The organism is Micromonospora sp. NPDC048063 (assembly GCF_043202855.1).
Taxonomy (GTDB): domain Bacteria; phylum Actinomycetota; class Actinomycetes; order Mycobacteriales; family Micromonosporaceae; genus Micromonospora.
In genome coordinates, this window is the sequence record NZ_JBIDBG010000001.1 from 774,234 (window position 1) to 798,131 (window position 23,898).

The following is a 23,898-nucleotide window of genomic DNA, read 5'->3' on the forward strand; positions in this document are numbered from 1 at the left end:
CACCGTGAGAGTCATCGCCTGGATCACCGAGGGCACCTGGCCCTCCTGCATCGACGCCGCCCGCAGCCACGCACCCGAGGCCGCCGACATCGTGCTGCTGCATGTCACCGGCCCCGAAGCCCCCGGCGCCGCGCACGGCGCCTTTGCCGGGCTGCTCGGCCGTGGCCATCCCGAACGCGACCCCGGCACCGCGGTCGAGCACCTGGCCCCCGCCTCCGCCGAACGGCTCCTCGCCGAAGCCGCGCAGCGCCTGGGGCGTCCCTGTAAGCGTGTTGAGCGCACCGGCCGCGTCGAGCGGGAGGTCGTGGCCGCCGCCGAGGGCGCCGACCTGCTCATCCTCGCCCGCGATGGCGGCCGTAACCACCTCGGGCCTCGCAGTATCGGCCCCGCCAGCCGCTTCATCGTCGACCATGCCCCCTGTCCCGTCCTGCTCGTCTGGCCCGAAGCCGCCCCCGGCGTTTCATAACCGAGCGGCTTATGAAACACGCCTTTAGGCGGACTCGAGGACGAAGAAGAGAAAGCACATGAAGGACCCGGAGCCCTTGACGGGTGGAAGCAGCTCTGCAGGAGTGTCCGGAGAAGGGGGCGGCTCGCTGATCGTCGCGATGCGGAACCCAGCAGCAGCAAAAGCATCTGCCATGGCGTGCAGCGGCCGGTGCCAGAAGGTCAGCCACACAGTCTGGCCGTCCAGGATGTAGTCCTCGGAGTACTTCGTAAGCGCGAAGTAGTCGGCCTCGGGATACTCGATCGCATAGCCGGCGGGGTGGTTGACCGAGAGCATCAGGCGACCGCCTGGCTTCAGCACGCGACGCAGCTCGGCGAGAGGGCCGGACCAGTCCTCCAGGTAGTGCAGGACCAGGGACGCGACGACGTCGTCGAACTCGGCGTCTGCGAACGGCAGCGGCGCGCTCAGGTCCGCCACGTGCAAGTCGGCGTCTTCACCCAGCCTCTGACGGGCCAGGTCGACCATGGCCGCACTCACGTCGAAGCCGGTGACCACGGCTCCCTTGGCGCGCAGCGCAGCTGACAACGGGCCGGAACCGCACCCCGCGTCGAGGATTCGGCGGCCCGAGACGTTGCCGGCGAGGCGAAGCACTGCGGGTCGCTCGTAGTAGGCGTTGAAGAGGCCGGACTCGTTCTCCGCCGAGTAGGCGTCCGCAAAGTTGTCGTAGTCGGTTGTTGTCACCGTGACCCCGTTCCGACGAGAGGCAAGAGTGCATTCCTACCAAAGCCGCGTGGGTGCGACAAACAAGCACCGGCTCGTGCGCGTGGGCCAGGATCCGATCCCACGTCCCGGTCAGCAGCTTCCACAGATCCCGTTGATCACCTGCCGGTGATCCCGCCACCGGACCCGAACGCCGACCCGGCGCGGGCAGCAACGCCTCAACCACCGTCCACGGCTCATCCGTCGACTCACCCGGGCTGGGTTACTGGATCGGCTGCTGTCCCGGCTGCGTCACGACCATCCGCCGGCCGCGGCAGCCCTCGCGGCGTAGGCGTCGAAGTCGATCGGGTCGCGTCCGAGGAGTCGCCGCACCGCGTCGGTCGGCTCGGCGAGATACCCGGCGCGCATCCCCGCGAACATGGCGTTGAGCGCCGTCGCGTCGGCCGTCGAGTAACCCTCGGCGAGCAGTTCGGTCCGGTACTCCTCCGGCGTCAACTCCACGTACCGGATGGATCGACCGGCCGCCCTGGCGATCGTCGTCACCGCCTCGGCGAAGGTGAGCGCGTGGCGGCCTGACAGCTCGTACACCTGCCCGTGATGGCCGTCCTCGGTCAGCAGGGTCGCGGCGACGTCGGCGACGTCCTGGGCGTCGATGAAGGGCTCCGGCGTGGCGCCCATCGGCAGGGCCAGGCGGCCGTCGGCCAGCGGCTGGCGCCACACGTCCTCGTCGAAGTTCTGGTTGAAGTTGTTCGGGCGGATGATCGTCCACTCCGCGCCGGAGTCGCGCACGGCCTGCTCCGCGGCCACCATGCTCGGCGAGAAATCCCCGTCGATCTTGTCGATTCCGCGTCCGGAGAGCGCCACGAACCGGCCGACGCCCGCCTTCACCGCCCGCGACACGAAGTCGTCAGCCGTCTCGGGGTCCGCCGGAGCGATGAGATAGACCGCCGACGCTCCCTCCACGGCCGGCCGCCAGGTGGTCGGCTGCGTCCAGTCGAATCGCACCTCGCCCGAGCGGGAAGCCGCCCGGACGCGCGCGCCCGCCGCCCGCAGCACGCGCACCAGCCGGCGTCCGGTCTTCCCGCTTGCCCCGATGACGAGGATCTCGGTCGTTTCTTTCGTCATGGCCACGAGTCAACCGGCCCGACCGCCGGCCGGACATGGCTGGTCGTACGCCGGGCATGTGTGATCGTCCGCGCCCTATCGTGAAGGAATGGACCCGTTCGACAGTCTGCTGCGGGACGTACGCGCGGAGGGTGCCGCCTTCGGCCGGTCGGTGCTGTCACCGTCGTGGGCGCTGCGGTTCACCGACGGCGCGCCCCTGACGCTCTGCGTGCCGCTGCGTGGCGAGGGCTGGATCGTCCACCCCGAGAGCGACAAGCCACTTCTGGTACGGGTCGGCGAGGCCGTCGTGGTGCGGGGACCGGAACCGTTCGTCTTCTCCGCCGAGCCCCGGTCGAGCTTCCGGCCGGACGAGCTGCGGGACGTCAGCTGTGGCCAGTCACTGGTGGCCCAGCCACCGGACACCGGCCCGGCCGAGCAGATGGTGCTGCTGGCCGGGGCGTACCACGTCCGGAGCCAGACGCCGCAGCGGCTGCTCGGAGTGCTCCCGCCGGTGCTGGTCGTACCGGATGGACACGACTGTTCATCGCTCCGCGACTATCTGGACTTCCAGCTCGGCGGGTGCCGCCCGGGTCGGCAGATCGTGCTGGACCGTCTGCTGGACTGGCTGCTGGTCTGCACGATCCGGGACTGGTTCGACCAGCCGGGCGCCGAGGCACCCCGTTGGTATCGGGCGCTGAGCGACGGCACGGTGGGCCCGGCGCTGCGCGCCATGCACGACGCGCCGGGTGAGCCGTGGACGCTCGCCTCCCTGGCCGCCCGGGCCGGGGTGTCCCGCACGACGCTGGCCAAACGGTTCACCGAACTGGTGGGCGAGCCACCGCTGACCTACCTGACCGACTGGCGAATGACACTCGCCGCCGACATGCTGGCCGAGACCACCGAGACGGTCGCGGCCGTGGCGCGCCGGCTCGGGTACGCGGACGCCTTCGGCTTCAGCGCGGCCTTCAAACGGATCCACGGCGTGAGCCCCGGCAAGCACCGCACGCTCGCACGATCCCCGGTGGCGAGCGGTCAGCCGCCCCCGGGACAGGTCCCTCGACAGACCTCTCCCGCTGGCGCGCACGACCAGCCGCCCCCTTATGGCAGCCGCTGACCTGTCTCTGGACCAGCGTCCAGTCTCAGGGTGTGCCCATGGCAGAGGCCCACCACGCCGCTGGCCCCGGTCGGGATGCCGCTCGTGCGGTCCCTATAGTTCTCGTGGTGGCGGCTCCATCAGTGTTGCAAGAGTCATTGCGTGATCCGGTGTTCTGGGCGCGGTACACCTTCGCCCACGAGGAGGGACCGGGGGCGGATCGGCTCGGTGACCTCGAAGACCTGCTGGACGACGACGATGACGACGATGCGGATGAGGATTCCGACGACTCGTCGCTCGACGTGGCCTTCGAGGTCGGCGACGGCCACCACGTCGTCCTGAGCATGGACGCCTCGGTCGACTCCTACAGCCTGGAGGTCACCACCCCTGACTCGGCCGAGCCGGCCGAGCTCGGATGGGACGATCTCGCACACTGGCACCCGTACGCGTTGCGCTGGTCCGAGCTCGACCTGATCTGCCGGGCGATCGCCGCGCGGGATCCGCAGCTACAGCACCCCGGGGCGCCGCTGGCCCTGCTGTGCCGATTCGCGGCCGTCTTTGACGATGACGACGTGGACCAGGCCGTCGCCGCCGTCGACGAGGCATACGCCGCACTGCGCCCTCCGCAGTGGGAGGGTTACTGGCCGTGCGGCGCCGACTGGCTCGAACGCGCCGACTTCCGTGGTCAGAACGTCATCTGGCAGCGGGACGAGGCCGGCAACCTGTGGGCCCGTCAGGACGACCGCCACGACGAACCCTTCTACAGCACCCGGCTAGGGCCGGACACCGGCACGGGCGACAGGTTTCCACACGCCCCGCTCCGGGCCGTGCTGAACGCTGCCACGGCGACGGTGGGCGACGCGCGGCCCGACGGTGCCGGACGCAGCCGTTGATCTAGCCGGTCACGGGCAGGGGCCGAGCAGGTGCCGACCACCGTTGCCGCTGGTCGCGGGATAGCGACTCGTGGTTCCGCTTCAAGGTCTGGGTCGCGGAGTACCAGGGATCAGCCGCTGCGAGGGGCGTACATGATGACGGCGACGCCGACGAGGCAGATGGCTGCGCCGATGATGTCGTAGCGGTCGGGGCGGAACTTGTCGACGACCATGCCCCAGGCGAGGGAGCCGGCGACGAAGACGCCGCCGTAGGCGGCGAGGACGCGGCCGAAGTTCGGGTCGGGTTGGAAGGTGGCGACGAAGCCGTAGCACCCGAGCGCGATGACTCCGGCCGCGATCCACAGCAGCCCTCGGTGCTCGCGCCAGCCCTGCCACACCAGCCATGCGCCACCGATCTCGGCGAGCGCGGCGAACAGGAACAGCAGGATCGAGCGGGCGACCGTCATGCGTCGGAACCTAGCGGAAGCACCTCCCGGTCAGCAGGACGACCCACTCCGCCGAGCCGGCCCGGCGGGGTGCGGCGTGCGGCCGCGTGGGTGGTCAGGGATGGACCCGCCCGAGGAAGTCGCGGACGAGTGGGACCACCTCGTCGAGGTGCGTCTCCAGCAGCCAGTGCCCGCCGTCGAGCAGGTGCAGTTCCGCGTTGGGCAGGTCGCGCAGATAGGCGCGCGCGGCACCCTCGGGCATGTAGCCGTCGTGCGGTCCCCAGACGATCAGCGTCGGCGGTTGATGGTCGCGCAGGTACGCCTGCTGCCGGGGGAACCAGGCGACGGTGCTGCCCTGGTCGGCGAGGAGGCGGACCAGATTGGCGCGGCGCTGCGGGGTGGCGGCGGAAGCCGCGGCGAGTCGCCACAGGTCGGGGCTCACCCGGTCCCTGAGCCGGTCGGGCAGTTCGCCCAGGAACTCGCTGCGGAAGCCCTCCTCGCCGACCGCCGCGGCGAGGCGCTCCCGGCCCTCGTCGGTGGGGCTGCGCCAGAACTGCTTGAGCGGCTCGTACTTGGGGCCGTGCTGGTCGGGATAGATGTCGCCGTTCTGGATGACCAGGCCGGCGACCCGCCCCGGCGCGGACATCGCGAGGCGCAGCCCGAACTGGCTGCCGTAGTCCTGGAGGTAGATGACGTACCGGGTCAGGCCCAGTGTCTCGGCGAACCGGCGGAGCAGTTCGGCGTGGGCGTCGAAGGTGTACGCGAACCGGGCCGGTTCGGGTGCGTCGCTGTATCCGAAGCCGGGCTGGTCGGGCGCGATCGCCCGCCACCTGTCGCCGAGGGCGGGCAGGAGGTGACGGAACTGGAACGACGACGCGGGATAGCCGTGCGGCAGCAGCACCGCCGGGGCCTCCGCCGGCCCGGCCTCCCGGTAGAAGATCCTGATCCCGTCGACGTCGACGGTCCGGTGGTGCACGGCGGCGTGGCCCACGATCGTCTCCTCACCGGGCGCGGTACGGGCGGCTCCTCCGACGGTGCCAGAAACGGGGACGCACCCCGAGGCCGATGGCTGGCGCGTCCCTCGGCCGGGGTGGCGGTGACGGTGGGGGCGGGGACGGGCGCGACATGGCCGGGCGGTACGGCCCGCAGCGCAGTCTTCCCGGGCCACCCGGTCCGGTGGTGCCGACCGTTCGGTCTGACGCACTGTCACCATGCCGACACACGAGTTGTGAGCATTTCCCGCGATCGATGTGCTGGCGCGGACCAGCGCCGTCGGTGACGGCCATCGGAAGAACGAGGTGGCTCATGGTGGCTCTACGACGGCTGCTAGCCGTGGCGATCGCGACGGCGGTGACCGCCGCGATGGGGTTGGTGTGGACGGCGGCCCCAGCCCAGGCCGACGAGGCGTGGGAGAGCGGGTTCAAGAACCTGATGTCCCGCACGGCCGCCTGGGCCGACGGCGGACTCTCCCAGCTGGGGCTGCTCGGCCAGCCGCTGCCTCTGCTCGGCGTCAGCCCCGGCGCGCTCGTCGACGCCGACACCCTCGTGGACAGGGCGTCCGACGCGTTGGCCAGCGGCCTGACCAAGGACGACGTCGACCTCGGCGGCGGCACCCGGCTCACCAGCTCGGTGAGCACCAGCGGCGGCGACCACCTGCTGGACGTGCTGCTGACCACGAAGCGCGAAGTGGTCGACAAGGACCTCACCCTGGCCGGGGTGACGCTGGACAAGGCGGTCAGCGTCACCGGCTGGGCGACCCTCCACCTGCGGGCCCGGCACACCGCCGCCGGGGAGACCTACCTGGTGCGCGACGGGGACACCCCGCGCATCGACATCGACGCGGCGGCGCGGCTGCGCGCCGACCTCGACCAGGCCACCGCCTCGGTCGGCATCCTCGGGGTCACGCTGACCGCCGGCAGCACCCTCACCGCGCGGACCCACCTCAAGGTCACCGTGACCGACCCCAACGGCGACGGCCGGCTCGCCTTCGACACGGCCGCCGGCGCGAACACCGGCGAACTCGGCGCGGCGGGCTCTCTCGCCGGCCTGTTGCAGGTGGCCCTCGACAACTCCGGTGGTGGGAAGATCTCCGACACCGAGACCGAGCCCGGCCCCGGCTCGGTGCACGGCGTGGTCAAGCTCGGCGCGGCCGTCTCCGGCGCGCCCTTCGCGCTGCCCGCCGTGGCGGCGACCGTGAACGTCGACTGGAACGACATCTCCGTCGGCACCCCCACGGTGACCACCACCGGCCTGGACGAGACGATCGCCAAGTTCCGCAACATGAGCCCGCTGGACCTGGCCTCCGGGCTCGCGCAGCTCGCCACCCTGCTCAGCGGCGTGCAACAGAGCGGCCCGGCCGGCAACCTCAACCTGCCCTTCCTGCGCGGCACGTTCGCCGACGCGGTGAAGGTCAACGAGAAGCTCACCGACTTCCTCCGCAAGTACGTCCACCCGCGGCCGGACGACCCGCAGTTCGACCCGGACACTGACGACCCGGCCCTGGCCGGGCAGCCGAAGTTCAGCTCCATCCAGCAGTTGCTCGCCCTGCTCGCCGCCGAGGGGCTGCCGGTGGACAACCTCTCCTTCGAGAACGACAAGCTGGTGTTCCGGGTCAAGCTGGAGCGGGAGTCCACGGTGGAGGTTCCGCTCGACCCCGGCGCCGCGGAGCTGTCCGGGCGCGGGGCGACCTTCGCCGCCAAGGGCTTCAGCGTCAGCGGCGACCGGTTCACGCCCGGCCAGCTCGTCGGCCAGCGGGTGGTGGCCGGCACCTCCGCCGGCACCGTCGCCGCCAACACCGCCAACTCCGTCACCCTCACCCAGGACTGGATCGGCGGGCAGCCGCCGAACGACAGCGTGTGGGTGATCAGCGGCTCCAGCCCGAACATCGGCGCCGTCGAGCTGGCCGGCACGCTCGCCAAGCCCGTCGGCGACGACAAGAAGGTCGGCCTGCGGGCGGCGAACGCGCAGGCCAGCTTCGCCAAGGTGAAGCCCCGCTACAGCGCGTCGGTGACGCTCGTGCTCGACCTGCGTGACGGCATCACCGACCCGAAGGCCAACGTCGACCGGGTGCTGCTGCGCACGGACCCGGCGACGCCGCTGTTCGCCGCCGACTTCCCGATCACCACCGGGGTGGACTTCTTCGCCACCGCCGGCTTCCTCAAGGTCAAGCTGGCCGGCGACCTCGCCGTCGGCCCGGCCGCCGCCGGCGAGCGGATGCTCCAGGTCAGCTTCAAGCAGGCGCAGGAGATCAGCCTCGGCACGCTCTTCGCGCGGTTGAAGTCCGACCCGGGGAACCTGCTGGCCGTGTCGTCGTCGGTGAAGACCACCGGCCGGGTCACGGTCAGCGTGCCCGGCGCCACCGGCGCCCTCGGCGAGGGCATCGGCGTCGACGTGAGCTGGACGGCAGGTGGGCAGCCGGTGGTGGACACCTCGGCGCTGTCCGAGTTGTTCGCCGTCGACTTCAACCCCGACGACCCGAAGGCGCTCTTCGCGGTGGTCGTCGAGGCGCTGCGGCTGATCAACGTCGCGCTGTCCCAGCCCGGCGGCAGCGGCCCGCTGGACAAGGAGATCCCGCTGCTCGGCCGCTCCGCGCGGCAGCTGCTCGGCGCCGACGAGAGCGGCGTCGGCAAGGACGTCACGTTCGTCGCCGACGGGGCGAACTTCCTGCTCAAGGACGCCTCCCGCGACGGCGACTCCGGTTTCGACGCCCGGCTCGAGGGCCGTACCGTCGTGATCGGCAGCAAGGCGTACCGGGTACTGAAGCAGATCGACGGGCAGACGCTGCGCGTCGAGGCGGCCGGTACGCCGAAGCCGGCCGACGGCAGCGCGTACGCCCTGCGCCCGGAGTTGGCCGACGCACTGGACAAGCTGCTCGCCTCGCCCCCCGACAACCTCCAGGACGCCCTCGACAAGCTCAACGCGGCGATCGGCGAGGACAGCGGGATCAGCTTCACCCTGGACCAGCGCGCGGGCGGGCCGTTCCTGCGGCTCGGGCTGGACTGGAAGCGCAAGTTCCACACCGGCGGGCCGCTCAACTTCGCCTGGGACGCCCACCGCGAGCTGATCACCCTGGACAGCTCCGGCACGTTCGCGGTCGACGTCGACGCCCGGGCGCAGCTCGGCCTGCTGCTGCCCCTGCGACTGAACGCCGCGCCGCTGCTGGACCGCAGCTCCTCGGCCAGCGTCACCGTCGCGGGCGGGGTCACCGACGCGGCGATCGCCGCGCGCGTCGGGCCGCTCGCCCTCGACCTTGGCAAGGACCCCGACTTTGCCACCGTGAAGGCCAACCTGAGCGTCGGCCTGAACGGACTGACGGAGGACGGGCCGATCAGCGGGCTGCTCGGGCTGACGCCGAAGTTCACGACCGCGGGCGTCGACTGCGGCGACGGGATCGGCGGCGCGGACGTGCCGCTCTGCGCGAAGGCGCCGCTGTTCGTCAACAACTGCGACCCGGACGACGACACCAACCTGCTCACCTTCACCGTCGGCCTGGACCTGACGCCCACGGCCGGCATCCCGAACCTCGACTCCTGCTTCGCCAACCTGTCGCTCAAGCTCACCGACTTCAACGTCGGAATCGACGGGTACCTGGCCAAGGTCGAGGAGGCGCTGCGGCTGGCCAGCTTCGACGGCAAGCTGCCCCTGGTCGGCGACGACCTGCAGCAGGGCCAGCGCTTCGTCGCGCAACTGCGCGAGGACGTCAAGGCCGCGATCGGGCCGGTGCTGGCCAACGCCACGCTCAACAGCGCGGGTGTGCAGGCGGCCCTCAACGAGGTGCTCGCCGACCTGGACCCGGGCGTGAGCGCGGTGGTCAGCTGCCGCAGCGGCGTCACGGCGCCCTGCGCGCCCGAGGACTTCCAGGCGATCCGGATCAAGCTCACCACCTCCAAGGGCGCGCCCTCCGCGGCCGACGGGTGTAAGGACGCGAGCGCGTCCGACGAGTGCCTCAAGCTCAACGTGCCGCTCGACCTGGGCATCCCCGGCCTGTCGCTGAAGGCGAAGAAGGGCGCCCCGGACGGCATCCAGGCCAAGCTGGGCTGGAAGCTGCACCTGGACCTGGTCCTGGACCGGGACGAGGGCTTCTACGTCCCCACCCACGACGGGGACACCTCGCCAGAGGTGCAGGTCGGCGCCCAGTTCGACATGACCGGCGACCTCGCCGCCCAGCTCGCCTTCATCCAGGTGAAGGCGACGAAGCGGGCCACCGACCCGCTGGTGAAGGCGTACTTCGGCATCGACCTGAAGGGCTCGCCGGGGGAGAAGAGCTGCTTCGACCCCACCGTCACCGCCGACTGCACGGCCAACCCGGACGACCGGCTGACCCTGGCCGAGTTCGCCGACCTGGGTTCGCTGCTCGCCACCGACCTCACCGCCGAGGTCAAGATCGACTGGAAGCTGGCGGCGGCGGTGGACACCGGTGGCGAGGACTCCGCGCTGCCCGGCATCAGCGCCACCTTCGGCCTGCAGTGGGGCCTGAAGCACAAGCGGGGCGGGCTCACCGCCACGGGCGACGGCGTCACCACGCCGCTGAAGGTGACGTTCACCGACATCGCCCTGGACGCCGGCGCCTTCTTCGACAAGATCCTCAAGCCGGTGGTGGAGAAGCTCAAGGCCGTCACCGGGCCGCTGCAGCCGGTCATCGACACCCTGTACGCGCCGATCCCGGTGCTGTCGGACCTGTCGAAGGCCACCGGCGGCCCCGACATCACCCTGGTCTGGCTCGCCAAGACCTTCAGCACCCTCAACGGTGGTCCGAAGCTCGACTTCATCGACACCGTCCGCGCCGTGGTCACGTTCATCAACCGGATACCCGACTGCGACTCCGGCTGCTCCATCCCGCTCGGCGGGTTCAAGATGGACAGCGCCAAGGCGCTGACCACGGAGGTCTCGCCGGCCTCGGCCGAGAGCCTGATCGACCGCACCTCCGAGTACAACCCGGCCTCCGGGGCCCAGGTGAAGGCGCGCGTCGACGACGCCGCGGGTGACGACGGCGAGAAGCTGTTCACCCCGGCCGCCGACGGCAAGAGCAACGCTCAGAAGACGGGCTTCAGCTTCCCGATCTTCGACAACCCGGGCTCGCTGTTCGGGCTCCTGCTCGGCCAGGACGTCGAGCTGATCAGCTTCGACTCGGGCCCGCTGGAGCTGGGCTTCAGCTGGCGGCAGTCGTTCGGCCCGGTCTACGCCCCGCCGCCGGTCTTCGTCACGCTGTCCGGCAGCGCCTCGGTGACCGCCCGGTTCATCGCCGGCCTGGACACCGCCGGCATCCGGCACGCGATCGAGGCGGCCACCGACGGCACGTCCGTCGACGCGGTGAGCCTGCTCGACGGGCTGTACTTCAAGACCGCCGACAGCAGCGGCAAGGCCGTCCCGGTGGTCACCCTGCGCGGTGAGATCGCCGCCGGGGCCGAGGTGAGCGTGCTGATCGTCAAGGTCGGCATCGAGGGCGGCATCCAGCTCACCGTCGGCTTCAGCTGGAACGACCCGAACAACGACGGGAAGTTCCGCACCAGCGAGTTCCTCCAGGCGCTCCTGGTCAACCCGATCTGCCTGTTCACCACCAGCGGGCGGCTCTCGGTCTTCCTGCGGGTCTACGTCACCATCGACCTGTTCCTGTTCAAGAAGAAATTCGCCTTCACCCTGGTCGACGCGACCCTGCTCGACTTCCGGGCGCAACCGGACTGCTCCCCGCCGCCACCGGAACTCGCCGGCACCGCCGGGGACACCCTGGTCGTCTTCGCCGGCAAGTTCGGCACCAAGGACCAGCGCGGCGACAAGGCGTGGGACAACGGCGCCGACACCTACGCCGGCGACGTGGTCAAGGTGTACGCGCTGCACTACGCCGACGCGGACACCCCGGGCGCCACGGACGACTTCGACGGCTTCGCGGTCGAGGCCCTGGGCCGCCGGCAGGAGTTCCTCGACCCGGCCCTGACCCGGGTGGTCGTCGACGGGCGCGGCTACGAGGTCGCCGACCCGGACAAGACGTCCCTGTCGGTGCTGCTCCTCGGCGACGGCGACACCAGCGGCGACGGCACGAGGACCTCGGCGTTCGACAAGACCGCGGTGGTGCTCGGCTCCGACGGCAAGGACCGGATCCGCACCGGGACCGGGCCGGCGTACGTGGACGGCCGCGGCGGCGACGACGTGATCGTCACCGCCGAGGCGGCCGGCACGGTCAGCCGGGTCGCCGGCGGCGCCGGGCAGGACAGCATCACCACCGGCGACGGGGACAACGTGGTCGCCGGCGACAGCGGCCTCGGCGGCACCGACCGGGGCGCCACCACCGTGCGCACCGGGGCCGGCGACAAGACCCTCAACGGGCTGGTCGACTGGACGACCCTGGACGCCCCCACCGGCGACCACGCCGGCGCGGACGACCACGTCACCGTCGGGCACGGCGCCAGCACCGTCTACGGCAACGGCGGCGACGACGTGCTCGGCGTGCTCGTCGACGACCGGCCCAACGGCGCGAACACGCTGGTCGGCGGAGCCGGCGCGGACACCGTCAACGGCGGTAGGGGCGACGACACCATCCACACGTACGACACCGACGTCCCCGTTGACGCGGACCAGGCCGGCACCGGCGACGCCGGGCTGGTCAACCAGGTCGACACCGGCGCCGGCCAGGACGTCGTGCACGGCAGCGCCGGCGTGGACCTGGTCGTCTCGCACTCGGCCAACGGCCAGACCGGCCGCGTCTACGGCTACGGCGGCGACGACGTGCTGGTCGGCGGCTACGGCACCGACGAGCTCTTCGGCGGCCCCGACGACGACTACGTGATCGCCGAGCCCTCCCAGGTCGGCGAGCCGGACGGGTCGGACGGCTACGGTCCGTTCCGCCAGGTCACCCACGAGCCGCTGCCCGCGGGCACGCAGTCGCAGACCAAACTGCTCGTCGGCGGACTCGGCAGCGACCACGTGATCGGCGGCGACGGCGGCGCGACGGTCTTCGGCGACCGGCACCTGCCCGCCGAGACCTGCGCCGACGCCACCCTCGCCGACGCCCAGCCGGCCCCCGCCGACCCCGGCGCCGCCGACCTCGTCCTCGGCGGCGCCGGGGTCGAGGTGGTCTCGGCCGGTGGCGGCAACGACCGGGCCGACCTCGGCGGCGGCGACGACCGCGCCTGCGGCCAGCTCGGCGACGACACCCTGCACCTCGGCGGCGGCGCCGACCGGGCCTGGGGCGCGGTGGGCGTCGACCAGCTGCACGGCGACGACGGCGACGACCTGCTCTTCGGCAACGCCGGGGACGACGGCCTCTTCGGCGGCACCGGCGCGGACACCGCCGAGGGCAACGCCGGCGGCGACCAGGTCTTCGGCGGCCGGGACGGCGACGTGCTCTACGGCGGTGGGCGCACCGCCGACGCGGCCGACGGTGGAGACCGCCTCTACGGCGAGGAGGGGACGGACCGGATCGTCGGCGACAACGGCACCCCGCGCGTCGGCGACGTCGGGCCGTACCCGCTGGACCTGGCCGGCGACGCGGCCGGGGCCGGCGCCGGGGACGTGATCTCCGGCGGCGGGGACGACGACCTCGCCTACGGTGGGCTCGGCGACGACCGGATCAACGGTGACGTCGGGCACGACCGGCTGGAGGGCAACAACGGCGCCGACCTCATCCACGGCGACCACGGCCGGGACGAGATCGTCGGCGGCTCCGGCCAGGAGCCGACCGCCGGCACGGGCCGGCCCGACGTCGGCGACCAGCTCCACGGTGACGGCGACAGCGACCTGATCGCCGGGGACAACGCCCGCTTCGCGCCGGCGGACGCCGACGCGACCCGGGTGACCCAGGGCCGGGCCGGCCCGCCGCGCAAGGTGACCCTGCTCGACCTCGGGTTCGCCCCGGCGGCCGGCACCAGCGGCGGCGACCTGATCTTCGGTGGGGACTCCGACGACGTCATCTTCGGCCAGGGCGGGCCCGACCGGGTGCACGCCGACGGCGGCGCCGACTTCGCCGAGGGCGGTCCCGGCACCGACTGGGTCGAGGGCAACCACGGCGACGACGACCTCGTGGGTGGTTCCAGCACCGCGTACGACGGAACCGGAGCGGCCACCACGGGTCAGCCGGACACCGCGGACGCCGTCTTCGGCGGCCCCGGGTCCGACGCCGTCATCGGCGACAACGGCGCGGTGCTGCGCCCGCTCGCCGGCGAGCAGCCGACCTCGGCGACCGTCCGGGTCGGTGCCGGCGGCACCCTCTTCGGCCCGCGGATCGTGGTGCTGCTGGACCGGGCGGCGGCCACCGCCGGCCGGTACGGCGACGACCGGATCAGCGGCGGCGACGGCGTCGACACGCTCTGGGGTCAGGACGGCGACGACGCCCTGACCGGTGACGGCGACGGTGACTACCTGGAGGGCAACGGCGGGGCGGACGTCCTGCGTGGGGACAGCGCCCTCGGGGCGGCGGGACGGGCCACGATCGTCCCGCTGCCCGACCCGGGCTGGCCGGGCGACCCGGCGGCCGTGGCCGACCTCGTCGGCGACGGCACGCCGGCCGGGCAGGACGACCTGATCGGCGGCAGCTCGGCCCCGGGCTTCCGGGACACCGGGGACGTGATCGAGGGCAACGGCGCCGACGACGTGCTCCTCGGCGACAACGGGTCGCTGCTGCGGACCGTGACCGTGGTCCAGGGCAGCCCGACCGAGCGGGTCTACACCGAGCGGTACCCGACCGGCGCCGTGCCGGCCGACGCCACCCGGGCCCGTACCCACGATCCGGCCCTGCCCGGCCCGTCCACCCGGTTCTGCACCACCGCCCAGGCCACCTGCGAGCCGGCCGGCGCGTTCGGCGGCGACCAGCTCTACGGCGACGCCGGCAACGACGGCGTCTGGGGTCAGGACGGCGACGACACGATCCGCGGCGGCGACGGCGACGACGACCTCCTCGGTGAGCTCGGCGCCGACACCCTGTACGGCGACGACGGCCGGGACGCCATCCTCGGCGACCGGGGCGGCGTGGTGAGCCAGTACCTCAACCCCGACGACGTGGCGGCGCTGGGCTTCACCACCACGCTGTCGTCGGTGCCGCAGGAGACGTACACCGGATTCCGGGCCGGTGCCTACGACCGGCGCGTGGATCTGCTGCACGACACCGACGGGGACGCCTGGATCGGCAGCTCCACCTCGGCGCCGATGCCGCACTCGGGGTTGACCGCCGGCTCGGGGGACCGCGTCCGGGGCGGTGCCGGGGCGGACAACATCCACACCGGGTTCGGTGACGACGTCGCCAACGGCGACAGCGGCGGCGACCAGCTGTTCGGGTCGGAGGGGTCGGACGTGCTGTGGGGCGGCAAGGGCTGCGACCCGGTGCTTGACGCGGCCAACCCGCAGTGCCAGGTGGACGGCGTCTTCAGCGCCGCCGCCCGAGGTGACAGCGACCAGTACGTCGACCACCTCTTCGGCGGCGCCGGGGCGACCGACGGCCCGGCCGTGACCGCGGTGCTCAGTTCCGACCTGCTGGACTTCCGTCCCCGCGGGTCGTACCCGGACAACTGCGCGGCCGGGGCCTGGCCCGTGGACCTGGCCTCGGGCACGGTCGACCCGTGCCTGTGGTTCGAGATGACGAACCTGGACAACGACGCCGTGGCCGACAACCAGCACCACCACGGCACCGACTGGATGTACGGCGGCTGGGACCGGGACGTGTTGCAGGGTGACGTGACGGCGAACGGCCCGAACAACGGTGACCGGCTCTTCGACTGGAACGGCGCCTACAACCTGTTCACCCACTGCAACTCGGCCTACGGCGGGTTCAACGACGTCCGCCAGCACAGCCCGGCCATGCAGGAGTTCCTGACCAGCCTGGCCTGGGCCTCCGGCGCCGGTCGGAGCGCGACCGACGTGACCACGGCCGGCACCTCGGCGTTCCTCGAGTTGTCGTACGTCTACCCGCGCGACAACCGCGAGCAGGGCGCCGGGGTGGCGTTCCCCGGCACCCCGGGGCACTTCGACCAGCCGTCCTGCACGGACTGACCGTCCGACCGGATCGGGGCCCGGCTCTCCCGTGGGAGGGTCGGGCCCCGCCCGGCGCCGTCCAGGTGGGACGCGGCGCGCCTCCGACGAGCGGGTGCCGCCCGTCGACCGCCCGCCCTGGCAGCAGGCGGCCACGCCCCGTTCCCGCCGGCGCCATGCCCCGTCCCCGCCGGCGCCATGCCCCGTCCCCGCCGGCGCGTCGCACCGGCATGTCGTCGGGCACCCTGGGCACAATCGCCTCATGGAGAAGCCCCGGACAGTGTCGGCCGACGAGTGGCAGCAGGCCCGTGACGACCTGCTGAAGGCCGAGAAGGAGCTGACCCGCGCGCAGGACGCGCTCGCCGCCCGGCGTCGTCGCCTCCCGATGGTCAGGTTCGACAGTGGCCACCGCTTCCACACGCCCACCGGCCCGGCCACCCTGCTCGACCTGTTCGAGGGCCGCAGCCAGCTCGTGGTCTACCAGTTCATGGACAACGGCCCCGACCACCACTGCCCCGGGTGCACCTGGTTCACCGACAGCGTCCCCGTGACCGGGCCGGCGCGGCTGGCGGAGCGGGGGATCAGCTGGGCGACCGTGTCGGACATGCCGCTGGCGCAGATCGAGGCGTACAAGGCGCGTCGCGGCTGGACCCTGCCGTTCGTCTCGTCGCACGGCACGTCGTTCGCGGCGGACTGCGGGGCGGAGCGCGGCTTCATGCTCAGCGTCTTCCTGCGCGACGGCGCGGACGTCTACCGGACGTACAACACGACGGCGCGCGGCGTCGACCGGCTCGTCTTCGTCAACAGCATCCTCGACCTCACCCCGTACGGCCGCCAGGAGGACTGGGAGGACTCCCCGCCCGGCTGGCCGCAGCAGCCCACCTACGGCTGACGGCTCGGGCCGGCGGCGCACCTGGACAGCGTGGCGGTGGGCCGATCGCCACTGCGTACACCGGTCGGTGGTCACATGATCGTGAATCCTGGCAGGGTTGGGGCATGGCTGCGCTGCTCCGCTCACGTCTGACCGACTGGACCGTCTCCGTACCGCTGCTCGCGGTCGTGGCGTTGATCCTCACCTGGGGACGCGACCTACCCGGTCCTGTCGTCGTGGTGGTGGCCGCGTTCCTGGCCGGAGCGGTGCTGGCAGCCGTCCACCACGCCGAGGTGGTCGCGCACCGGGTGGGGGAGCCGTACGGCTCGCTGCTCCTCGCCGTGGCCGTCACCGTCATCGAGGTCGCGCTGATCGTCACCCTCATGATCAGCGGCGGCGAGAAGACGCAGTCCCTCGCGCGGGACACCGTCTTCGCCGCCGTCATGATCACGTGCAACGGCATCCTCGGGTTGTCGCTGCTGATCGGCGCGCTGCGCCGCAAGGTGGCGGTGTTCAACTCCGAGGGCACCGGTGGCGCGCTGGCCACCGTGACCACCCTCGCGGCCCTGAGCCTCGTGGTGCCGACCTTCACCACCAGCCGGCCGGGTCCACAGTTCAGCCCCGCCCAGCTGGCCTTCGCCGCCGTGGCGTCGCTCGCGCTCTACGGCCTGTTCGTGATGGTGCAGACCGGCCGCCACCGCGACTACTTCCTGCCGGTCACCACCGAGGGGCGGGTGGTGGATGCCGACGGGCACGCCGCGCCGCCGTCGAACCGGGCCGCCCTGCTCAGCCTCGGCCTGCTGCTGGTGGCGCTGGTCGCCGTGGTCGGTGACGCCAAGGCGGTGTCCCCGGCGATCGAGTCCGCCGTCGCCGGGGCGAACCTGCCGCAGTCCTTCGTCGGCGTAGTCATCGCGCTGCTGGTGCTGCTGCCCGAGACGATCGCCGCCGCCCGGGCGGCCCGCCGCGACCGGGTGCAGATCAGCCTGAACCTGGCGCTGGGCTCGGCCATGGCCAGCATCGGGCTGACCATCCCGGCGATAGCGCTGGCCTCGATCTGGCTGGAGGGGCCGCTCCTGCTCGGCCTCGGCGGCACCCAGCTCACCCTGCTCGCCCTCACCGTCGTCACGGGTGTGCTGACCGTGGTGCCGGGGCGGGCCACCGTGCTCCAGGGCGGCGTGCACCTGGTGCTGCTCGCCGCGTTCGTGTTTTTGGCCGCCAGCCCCTGACCACCCCGGCCCCGGCGGTGGGGCTCAGGCGTCGTCGAGGCGGGCGGCGCGGGCATGCCCGACCGGCGTCGCGGGCTGCGGCCGGGCATGACCCGCGGACCGCCGGGGTACTGCACACGGCATCGCCGAAGCCGGGAGGGCGCAGTGACGACGCGCGTGGGACGCCGGCCGCCGAGCGCGCTCGCCGGCCTCGCGGTGGCTCTCGTCGTGGCGGCCGGGTGCGTGGTCGGCGGGACGTCCGAGCCTGCGGGGCAGGACCCCGACGGGACGGCCCCGCCCGGCGCCGCGCAGACCCGCGCCGACGGCACCACCAGCGTCGAGGAGTTCCAGCGGGACGTCACGGACGCGCGGCGCATCGCCGAGCGGTACTGGGCCGACCGGTTCCGCGCCTCGGGGGAACGGTTCCGCCCGATCCGGCAGGTCGTCCCGTACCAGCGCGACGGCGAGGTGTCCTGCGGCGGGCAGGTCCTGCCGCGCAACAACGCGATCTACTGCTCGGCCGGCGACTTCATCGCCTATGACGTGAACTGGTCGGTCGGGGCGTTCCGCCAGGTAGGCGACGCGTTCGTGTTCTACCTGCTCGGCCACGAGTACGCCCACGGCATCCAGACCCGGCTCGGCATCCAGTACCGCTTCACCATCGAGCAGGAACTCCAGGCCGACTGCATGGCCGGGGCGTACCTGGGTGATTCGGTGCGCTCGGGGGCGCTGGAGCTCGACGACGGCGACCTGGAGGAGTTCCGCGAGGGGCTGCTCGCCGTCGGCGACGACCCCGGTCAGCCATGGTTCGCCGAGGGCTCGCACGGCACCGCCGAGCAGCGCACCGAGGCCTTCTTCCGCGGCTACGAGCAGTCCCTGGGCGCCTGCGGCCTCGGCTGAGCGGGACCCGAAGTTCGCCCGGCACCGGGGCGACGGCGACCGGCGTCGTCCGGCCTCGACGCCGCCCGCAACCCGTCGGCCAGGTCACGCCGGCGGCACCTGGGCGCGCCGCCGGCGTCCCGGCTGAGAGGATTCCCGGGTACGCCACCCGAGGGAGGATGTTCTGAGCAGCCACCACCCCGCCGCCGTGCTCTTCGACATGGACGGCACCCTGGTCGACAGCGAGAAGCTGTGGGACGTCGCGCTGCGCGAGCTGGCGGCCGAGTACGGCGCCACCCTCTCCGAGGCGGCCCGCAAGGCGATGGTCGGCACCAGCATGGCCGCGTCGATGCGTATTCTGCACGACGACCTGGGCCAGCCGCACCGTGACCCCGACGTCAGCGCGGCGTGGATCAACGCCCGGATCCTGGAGCTGTTCCGCACCGGGCTGCGCTGGCGTCCCGGCGCGCTGACGCTGCTGCGGGCGGTCCGCGCGGCGGACATCCCGACGGCGCTGGTGACCTCCAGCGTCCGGCCCCTGGTGGAGGTCGCGCTGGACACCCTCGGGCGGGACAGCTTCGACGTGGTGGTCTGCGGCGACGAGGTCGACGCGGCCAAGCCGCACCCGGAGCCGTACCTGACCGCCGCCCGGCTGCTCGACGTGCCGATCGCCCGCTGCGTGGCGATCGAGGACTCGCCGACCGGGGTGGCCAGCGCGCTCGCCGCCGGCGCGGCGGTGCTGGCCGTGCCGGCGGAGGTGCCGATCGGGCGGCTGGACGGCGTACACCAGCTGGAGAGCCTGACCGGCGCGGACCTGGAGCTGCTGGCGGCCCTGCTCGGCGCGCCGCCGGCCGGCGTCTGACGCGACGAGGGGCCCCGCCGGTCGGCGGGGCCCCTCGTCGTGCCTGGTGGGTCAGTCGTGGGCGATGGCGCCCAGGACGTTGATCCGGGCGGCCCGGACCGCCGGCAGCACCGCGGCGATGACCCCGATGATCGCGGCCAGGCCGAGGAAGACCCCCATCTGGGACCAGGGCAGCACCAGGTCGGTGATCCCCTCGTCCCGCAGCGCCTCGACCACGGCCGCGCCGAGGCCGCTGCCGACGGCGACGCCGAGCAGCGCGCCGAAGACCGAGATCACCACCGCCTCCACGGTGACCATCCGCATGGTCTGCGCCCGGCGCAGACCGATGGCCCGCAGCAGCCCCAGCTCCCGGGTGCGCTCCAGCACCGACAGCGCCAGGGTGTTGATGATGCCGAGCACGGCGATGACGATGGCCAGCGCCAGCAGGATCTGGATCATCGTGAGCAGGCCGTCGAGCTGGCCGGCCTGCTGGTCTATGAACGCCTCCCGGTCGGCCACCGACACCTCTGGGGAGTCGGCCAGCAGCGCCTCGATCTGCGGCTGCACGTCGGCGACCCGGGTGCCCGGGGCCAGCTGGATGAAGCCCTGGATCGGCTGCGGGATGGCGAAGTCGCGCGCCGCCTGCGGCGGCAGCACCACCTGGTTGGTCAGCTCGGAGCTGGCGTAGATGCCGGTCACCGTGTAGGTCCGCGCCTCGCCCCGGGCCAGCTGCACCGGCACCTGGGAGCCGACGGAGAGCCCGCGCGACTCAGCGGTGTCCGAGCTGACCAGCATCTCGTCCGGCGCGAGCCGGTCGATGTTCCCGGCGGTGGCCTCGGCGCCGAAGATCGTGCGCAGTGCGGCGACGTCGCTGCTCGCCCCCACCCAGGTGCGTTTGCCGCCGACCACCGCCATGTCGCCGTACTCGCCGTCGGCGAGGCGCACCCCGGGGATCGCCGCGGCCTTCTCCAGCACCCCCGAGTCGAAGCTCGGCGGCCGGGGGCCGCTCTGTGCCCCGGAGATCACCAGCTCCGCCTTGAGCGTGTCCTGGGTGAGCGCGCTGATGCTGCTCTTCGCCGAGTCCAGGATCACGGTCACCCCGGTGACCAGGGCGATGCCCACCATCAGCGCCGCGGCGGTGATGGCCGTGCGGCGCGGGTTGCGGCCGGAGTTGAGCCGACCCAGCTTGCCCGGCACGGACCAGGCGAAGATCGCGCCGAGCAGGCTCACCACCGGGCGGCTGATCAGCGGGGTCAGCAGCGCCACGCCGATGAAGGCGAACAGCACGCCGCCGAGGATGGTGGCCAGCGTGTTGCCCCCGGCGTTGCCCGTGAGCCCCAGGGCCAGCAGCCCGGCGCCGACGGCGGTGACGATCCCGCCGGCCACGGTGACCTTGGTCAGCGGGCGGTCCGGGTTGGCCACGTCCTGCATCGCCGCGATCGGCGGGATCCGGGACGCCCGCAGCGCCGGCAGCAGCGCCGCCACCACGGTGATCACCAGGCCGACGGCGAACGCGCCGATCACCGCGGACAGCGGCACGCCGACCCCGGCCAGGGTCAGCCCGCCGGCGAAGGTGCTGAACAGGTACGCCAGCAGCGCGCCGATGCCGATGCCGGCGCCGAGGCCGAGCACCGAGGCGATCAGCCCCACCGCGATGGCCTCCAGCACCACCGACCCGATGATCTGCCGGCCGCTGGCCCCGATGGCGCGCATCAGCGCCAGCTCGCGGGTGCGCTGCGCCACGATGATCGAGAAGGTGTTGAGGATCAGGAAGGTGCCCACCAGCAGCGCCACCGCGGCGAAGCCGAGCAGGATCCGGTTGAAGAAGGACAGCGCCTCCTTCATGCTGGCCGCCGCCTCCTCGGAGAGCTGCTCGCCGGTCTTGACCTCGTAGTCGGCGCCCACCGCGGCGGCCACGGCGTCGCGCAGCGCCTCGTCCGACATCCCGCCGGCGGCGGTGACCGTGATGCTGCTGAAGGTGTCCGGCGCGCCGAGCATCAGCCGTTGCGCGACGGGCGTGGTGAACATGATCTCGTTGGCGCCGCCGATGGAGTCCCGGCCGCCGCTGTAGCCGAAGACGCCGACGATGGTGAACTCCTGCTTCGGCTGGAGGGTCAGCACGCCGACCCGGTCACCGACCTTCACCTTGCCGGCCGTGGCCAGCGCCTTGTTGACCACGATCTCGTCGTCGGCCTGCGGCGCCCGTCCCTCGCGCAGTTGCACCAGGTCGTTCTCGCCGGTCCAGTTCTCGCCCAGTTGCGGCGGACCGAACGAGGTGACCACCTTGCCGTTGCTGCCGATCAGCCGTGCCCCGTCGACGCCGACCACGCCGGTCGCCTCGGCCACGCCGGGCACCGCCCGGACCTTGTCCAGGGTGGCCGCCGGCAACGGCTGGGCCGCCTGCATGCCCTCGGCCTCGGCGACGTCGATCTTCGGCTTGGCGGCGACGTTGACGTCCACCCCCTCGTACGCGTCGGCGAAGATCGAGTCGAACGAGCGGCCGAGCGTGTCGGTGAGCACGAACGCGCCGGAGACGAACATGACGCCCAGCACCACGGCCAGGCCGGAGAGGATCAGCCGGACCTTGCGGGCCAGCAGGCTCTTCAGAGTCGCCCGGAACATCAGCGGGCCACCTCGGTGGGGGTGTCCAGCTTCTTCATCGTGTCCAGCACGGTGTCGGCGGTCGGCTCGATCAGCTCGGAGACGATCTGCCCGTCGGCGAGGAAGACCACCCGGTCGGCGTACGCGGCGGCGGTCGGGTCGTGGGTGACCATGACGATCGTCTGCCCGTGCTCACGCACCGAGTTGCGCAGGAAGTTGAGCACCTCCGCGCCGGAGCGGGAGTCGAGGTTGCCCGTCGGCTCGTCGGCGAAGATCACCTCGGGGCGGGAGACCAGCGCGCGGGCGCAGGCCACGCGCTGCTGCTGCCCGCCGGAGAGCTGCGCCGGGCGGTGGCCCAGCCGGTCCTGTAGCCCCACCGTGGCGATGACCGTGTCGTACCAGGCCGGGTCCGGCTTGCGCCCGGCGATCGACAGCGGCAGCAGGATGTTCTCCTTCGCCGTCAGGGTCGGCAGCAGGTTGAACTGCTGGAAGATGAAGCCGACCTTGTCCCGGCGCAGCTTGGTCAGGCCCGCGTCGCCCAGGCCCGTGACGGTGGTGTCGCCGATCGACACCGTGCCGCGGGTGACCGAGTCGAGGCCGGCGAGGCAGTGCATCAGCGTCGACTTGCCCGAGCCCGACGGGCCCATGATCGCCGTGAACCGGCCCCGCTCGAACTCCGCGCTGACCCCCCGCAGCGCGATGACCTGCGCCTCGCCGCTGCCGTACACCTTCCACACGTCGTTCGCCCGGGCCGCGGCCTGCGCCTGCTGGCCTACCGTCGCGGTCACGTCATCTACCTCTTCCGTCTGTTTTTGATATCCGCGCCGCCCCCGCTGGTCCGGCGCGGCAGTCTCCATCATCGGTGCTTGTCGGCGCCGATCCGTCCGACTCCGGGCGGAGCCGGTGCCTATTTCGCGGGTGCGGGTGCCCCCGACCCCGGCTCAGGGTTGCCCCTGACCCGGCGTCCGGTCGATCGCATTTCCCGCCCGTCGGGGACCGATCCTGCACAGTGACGCCACGTCAGGGTCAACCGCGCCGCGCCATCTCCGGTCACGGTAGGTGACGACGGCAACGGCGCCTCCCGGCCGCGGGGAATCTTCGGGTACGCCTGCGAAAACAGCCAGGGCGGGCGCCACTACGCCCGGGGGCGGACCAGACCCGACTCGTACGCCAGTACCACGGCCTGCACCCGGTCGCGCAGCCCCAGCTTGGTCAGCACGTGCCCCACGTGGGTCTTGATGGTGGTCTCGCTGACCGACAGCGCCCGGGCGATCTCGGCGTTGGACAGCCCCCGGGCCACCTGCACCAGCACCTCCCGTTCCCGCTCCGTCAGCGCGCCGAGGCCCTTGGGCGGGGAAGCTGCCGGGTCCGGCAGCAGGTCTGCGAACCGGTCCAGCAGTCGCTTGAGGATCCGGGGCGCCACCACCGCGTCCCCGGCCGCCACCGTGCGGATCGCGGTGACCAGGTCGTCGGCCGGCACGTCCTTGGCCAGGAAGCCGCTCGCCCCGGCCCGCAGCGCCCCCACCACGTACTCGTCCAGGTCGAAGGTGGTCAGGATCAACACCCGCACCGGCAGCCGGGCGTCGACGATCGCCCGGGTCGCCGCGACCCCGTCCATCCGCGGCATCCGGATGTCCATCAGTACCACGTCGGGCAGCAGCCGGCGCGACAGGTCCACCGCCTCGACGCCGTCCCCGGCCTCGGCCACGATGTCCAGGTCGTCCTCCGTGCCGAGCACCATCCGGAAGCCGGTACGCAGCAACGGCTGGTCGTCGGCGAGCAGGATGCGCACCGGCCGCCGCGCCGGCACCGTCGCCTCGGTCACCTGTTGCCCCCGTCCCTGGTCCCCGGCCACGCCGTCACCCCGT

General features: G+C 72.5%; 15 protein-coding genes. 8 read left to right on the forward strand and 7 right to left on the reverse strand.

Going from position 1 to position 23,898, the window contains the following annotated elements:
- Positions 1 to 4: 4 nt before the first annotated feature.
- Entirely contained in the window at positions 5 to 466 is a 462-nt protein-coding gene (locus ACGFZ2_RS03480) for a universal stress protein (RefSeq protein ID WP_393449745.1), read from the forward strand.
- Positions 467 to 490: 24 nt separating this feature from the next.
- Here the strand turns inward: ACGFZ2_RS03480 and ACGFZ2_RS03485 are convergent, their stop codons facing one another.
- Both ACGFZ2_RS03485 and ACGFZ2_RS03490 read right to left on the reverse strand, forming a co-directional pair.
- Complete coding sequence (locus ACGFZ2_RS03485) at positions 491 to 1,186, reverse strand: class I SAM-dependent methyltransferase (RefSeq protein WP_393449748.1); 696 nt, start codon at positions 1,184 to 1,186, stop codon at positions 491 to 493.
- A 270-nt stretch (positions 1,187 to 1,456) separates the two neighbouring features.
- Positions 1,457 to 2,290, reverse strand: a complete 834-nt coding sequence (locus ACGFZ2_RS03490; RefSeq protein WP_393262217.1) for an NAD(P)H-binding protein — start codon at positions 2,288 to 2,290, stop codon at positions 1,457 to 1,459.
- An 88-nt stretch (positions 2,291 to 2,378) separates the two neighbouring features.
- Here ACGFZ2_RS03490 and ACGFZ2_RS03495 point away from each other — a divergent pair, with 88 nt between their 5' ends.
- Positions 2,379 to 3,383: an AraC family transcriptional regulator gene (locus ACGFZ2_RS03495; protein WP_393449751.1), complete on the forward strand. Its 1,005-nt coding sequence runs from the start codon at positions 2,379 to 2,381 to the stop codon at positions 3,381 to 3,383.
- Positions 3,384 to 3,421: 38 nt separating this feature from the next.
- The gene (locus tag ACGFZ2_RS03500; protein ID WP_393262212.1) at positions 3,422 to 4,255 is read left to right on the forward strand and encodes a hypothetical protein; all 834 of its coding nucleotides are present in this window, start codon (positions 3,422 to 3,424) and stop codon (positions 4,253 to 4,255) included.
- A gap of 110 nt (positions 4,256 to 4,365) precedes the next feature.
- Here ACGFZ2_RS03500 and ACGFZ2_RS03505 read toward each other — a convergent pair whose 3' ends face one another.
- Both ACGFZ2_RS03505 and ACGFZ2_RS03510 read right to left on the reverse strand, forming a co-directional pair.
- Positions 4,366 to 4,701: a YnfA family protein gene (locus tag ACGFZ2_RS03505; protein WP_393449754.1), complete on the reverse strand. Its 336-nt coding sequence runs from the start codon at positions 4,699 to 4,701 to the stop codon at positions 4,366 to 4,368.
- A 94-nt stretch (positions 4,702 to 4,795) separates the two neighbouring features.
- Positions 4,796 to 5,671 (reverse strand): alpha/beta fold hydrolase, encoded by an 876-nt coding sequence (locus tag ACGFZ2_RS03510; protein ID WP_393449757.1) that lies wholly within the window; start codon positions 5,669 to 5,671, stop codon positions 4,796 to 4,798.
- 314 nt (positions 5,672 to 5,985) lie between these two features.
- Here ACGFZ2_RS03510 and ACGFZ2_RS03515 point away from each other — a divergent pair, with 314 nt between their 5' ends.
- The 5 genes from ACGFZ2_RS03515 to ACGFZ2_RS03535 all read left to right on the forward strand — a co-directional run bounded on the left by ACGFZ2_RS03515 (position 5,986) and on the right by ACGFZ2_RS03535 (position 19,450).
- Positions 5,986 to 15,654, forward strand: a complete 9,669-nt coding sequence (locus ACGFZ2_RS03515) for a calcium-binding protein (protein WP_393449760.1) — start codon at positions 5,986 to 5,988, stop codon at positions 15,652 to 15,654.
- A 241-nt stretch (positions 15,655 to 15,895) separates the two neighbouring features.
- Positions 15,896 to 16,525, forward strand: a complete 630-nt coding sequence (locus tag ACGFZ2_RS03520) for a DUF899 domain-containing protein (RefSeq protein ID WP_393449762.1) — start codon at positions 15,896 to 15,898, stop codon at positions 16,523 to 16,525.
- A 104-nt stretch (positions 16,526 to 16,629) separates the two neighbouring features.
- Positions 16,630 to 17,730, forward strand: coding sequence for a calcium:proton antiporter (locus ACGFZ2_RS03525; RefSeq protein ID WP_393262189.1), 1,101 nt, complete (start codon positions 16,630 to 16,632; stop codon positions 17,728 to 17,730).
- A gap of 87 nt (positions 17,731 to 17,817) precedes the next feature.
- Positions 17,818 to 18,609, forward strand: a complete 792-nt coding sequence (locus tag ACGFZ2_RS03530; RefSeq protein WP_393262625.1) for a neutral zinc metallopeptidase — start codon at positions 17,818 to 17,820, stop codon at positions 18,607 to 18,609.
- A gap of 187 nt (positions 18,610 to 18,796) precedes the next feature.
- Positions 18,797 to 19,450, forward strand: coding sequence for an HAD family hydrolase (locus tag ACGFZ2_RS03535; RefSeq protein ID WP_393262186.1), 654 nt, complete (start codon positions 18,797 to 18,799; stop codon positions 19,448 to 19,450).
- 51 nt (positions 19,451 to 19,501) lie between these two features.
- Here ACGFZ2_RS03535 and ACGFZ2_RS03540 read toward each other — a convergent pair whose 3' ends face one another.
- The 3 genes from ACGFZ2_RS03540 to ACGFZ2_RS03550 all read right to left on the reverse strand — a co-directional run bounded on the left by ACGFZ2_RS03540 (position 19,502) and on the right by ACGFZ2_RS03550 (position 23,855).
- The gene (locus tag ACGFZ2_RS03540) at positions 19,502 to 22,051 is read right to left on the reverse strand and encodes an ABC transporter permease (RefSeq protein WP_393449765.1); all 2,550 of its coding nucleotides are present in this window, start codon (positions 22,049 to 22,051) and stop codon (positions 19,502 to 19,504) included.
- On the reverse strand, positions 22,051 to 22,818 hold the full coding sequence (locus ACGFZ2_RS03545; protein ID WP_350704290.1) for an ABC transporter ATP-binding protein: 768 nt from the start codon (positions 22,816 to 22,818) through the stop codon (positions 22,051 to 22,053). The genes ACGFZ2_RS03540 and ACGFZ2_RS03545 overlap by 1 nt, the downstream gene beginning before the upstream one ends.
- Positions 22,819 to 23,165: 347 nt before the next feature.
- Entirely contained in the window at positions 23,166 to 23,855 is a 690-nt protein-coding gene (locus ACGFZ2_RS03550) for a response regulator (RefSeq protein ID WP_393450225.1), read from the reverse strand.
- Between the last annotated feature and the right edge of the window lie 43 nt (positions 23,856 to 23,898).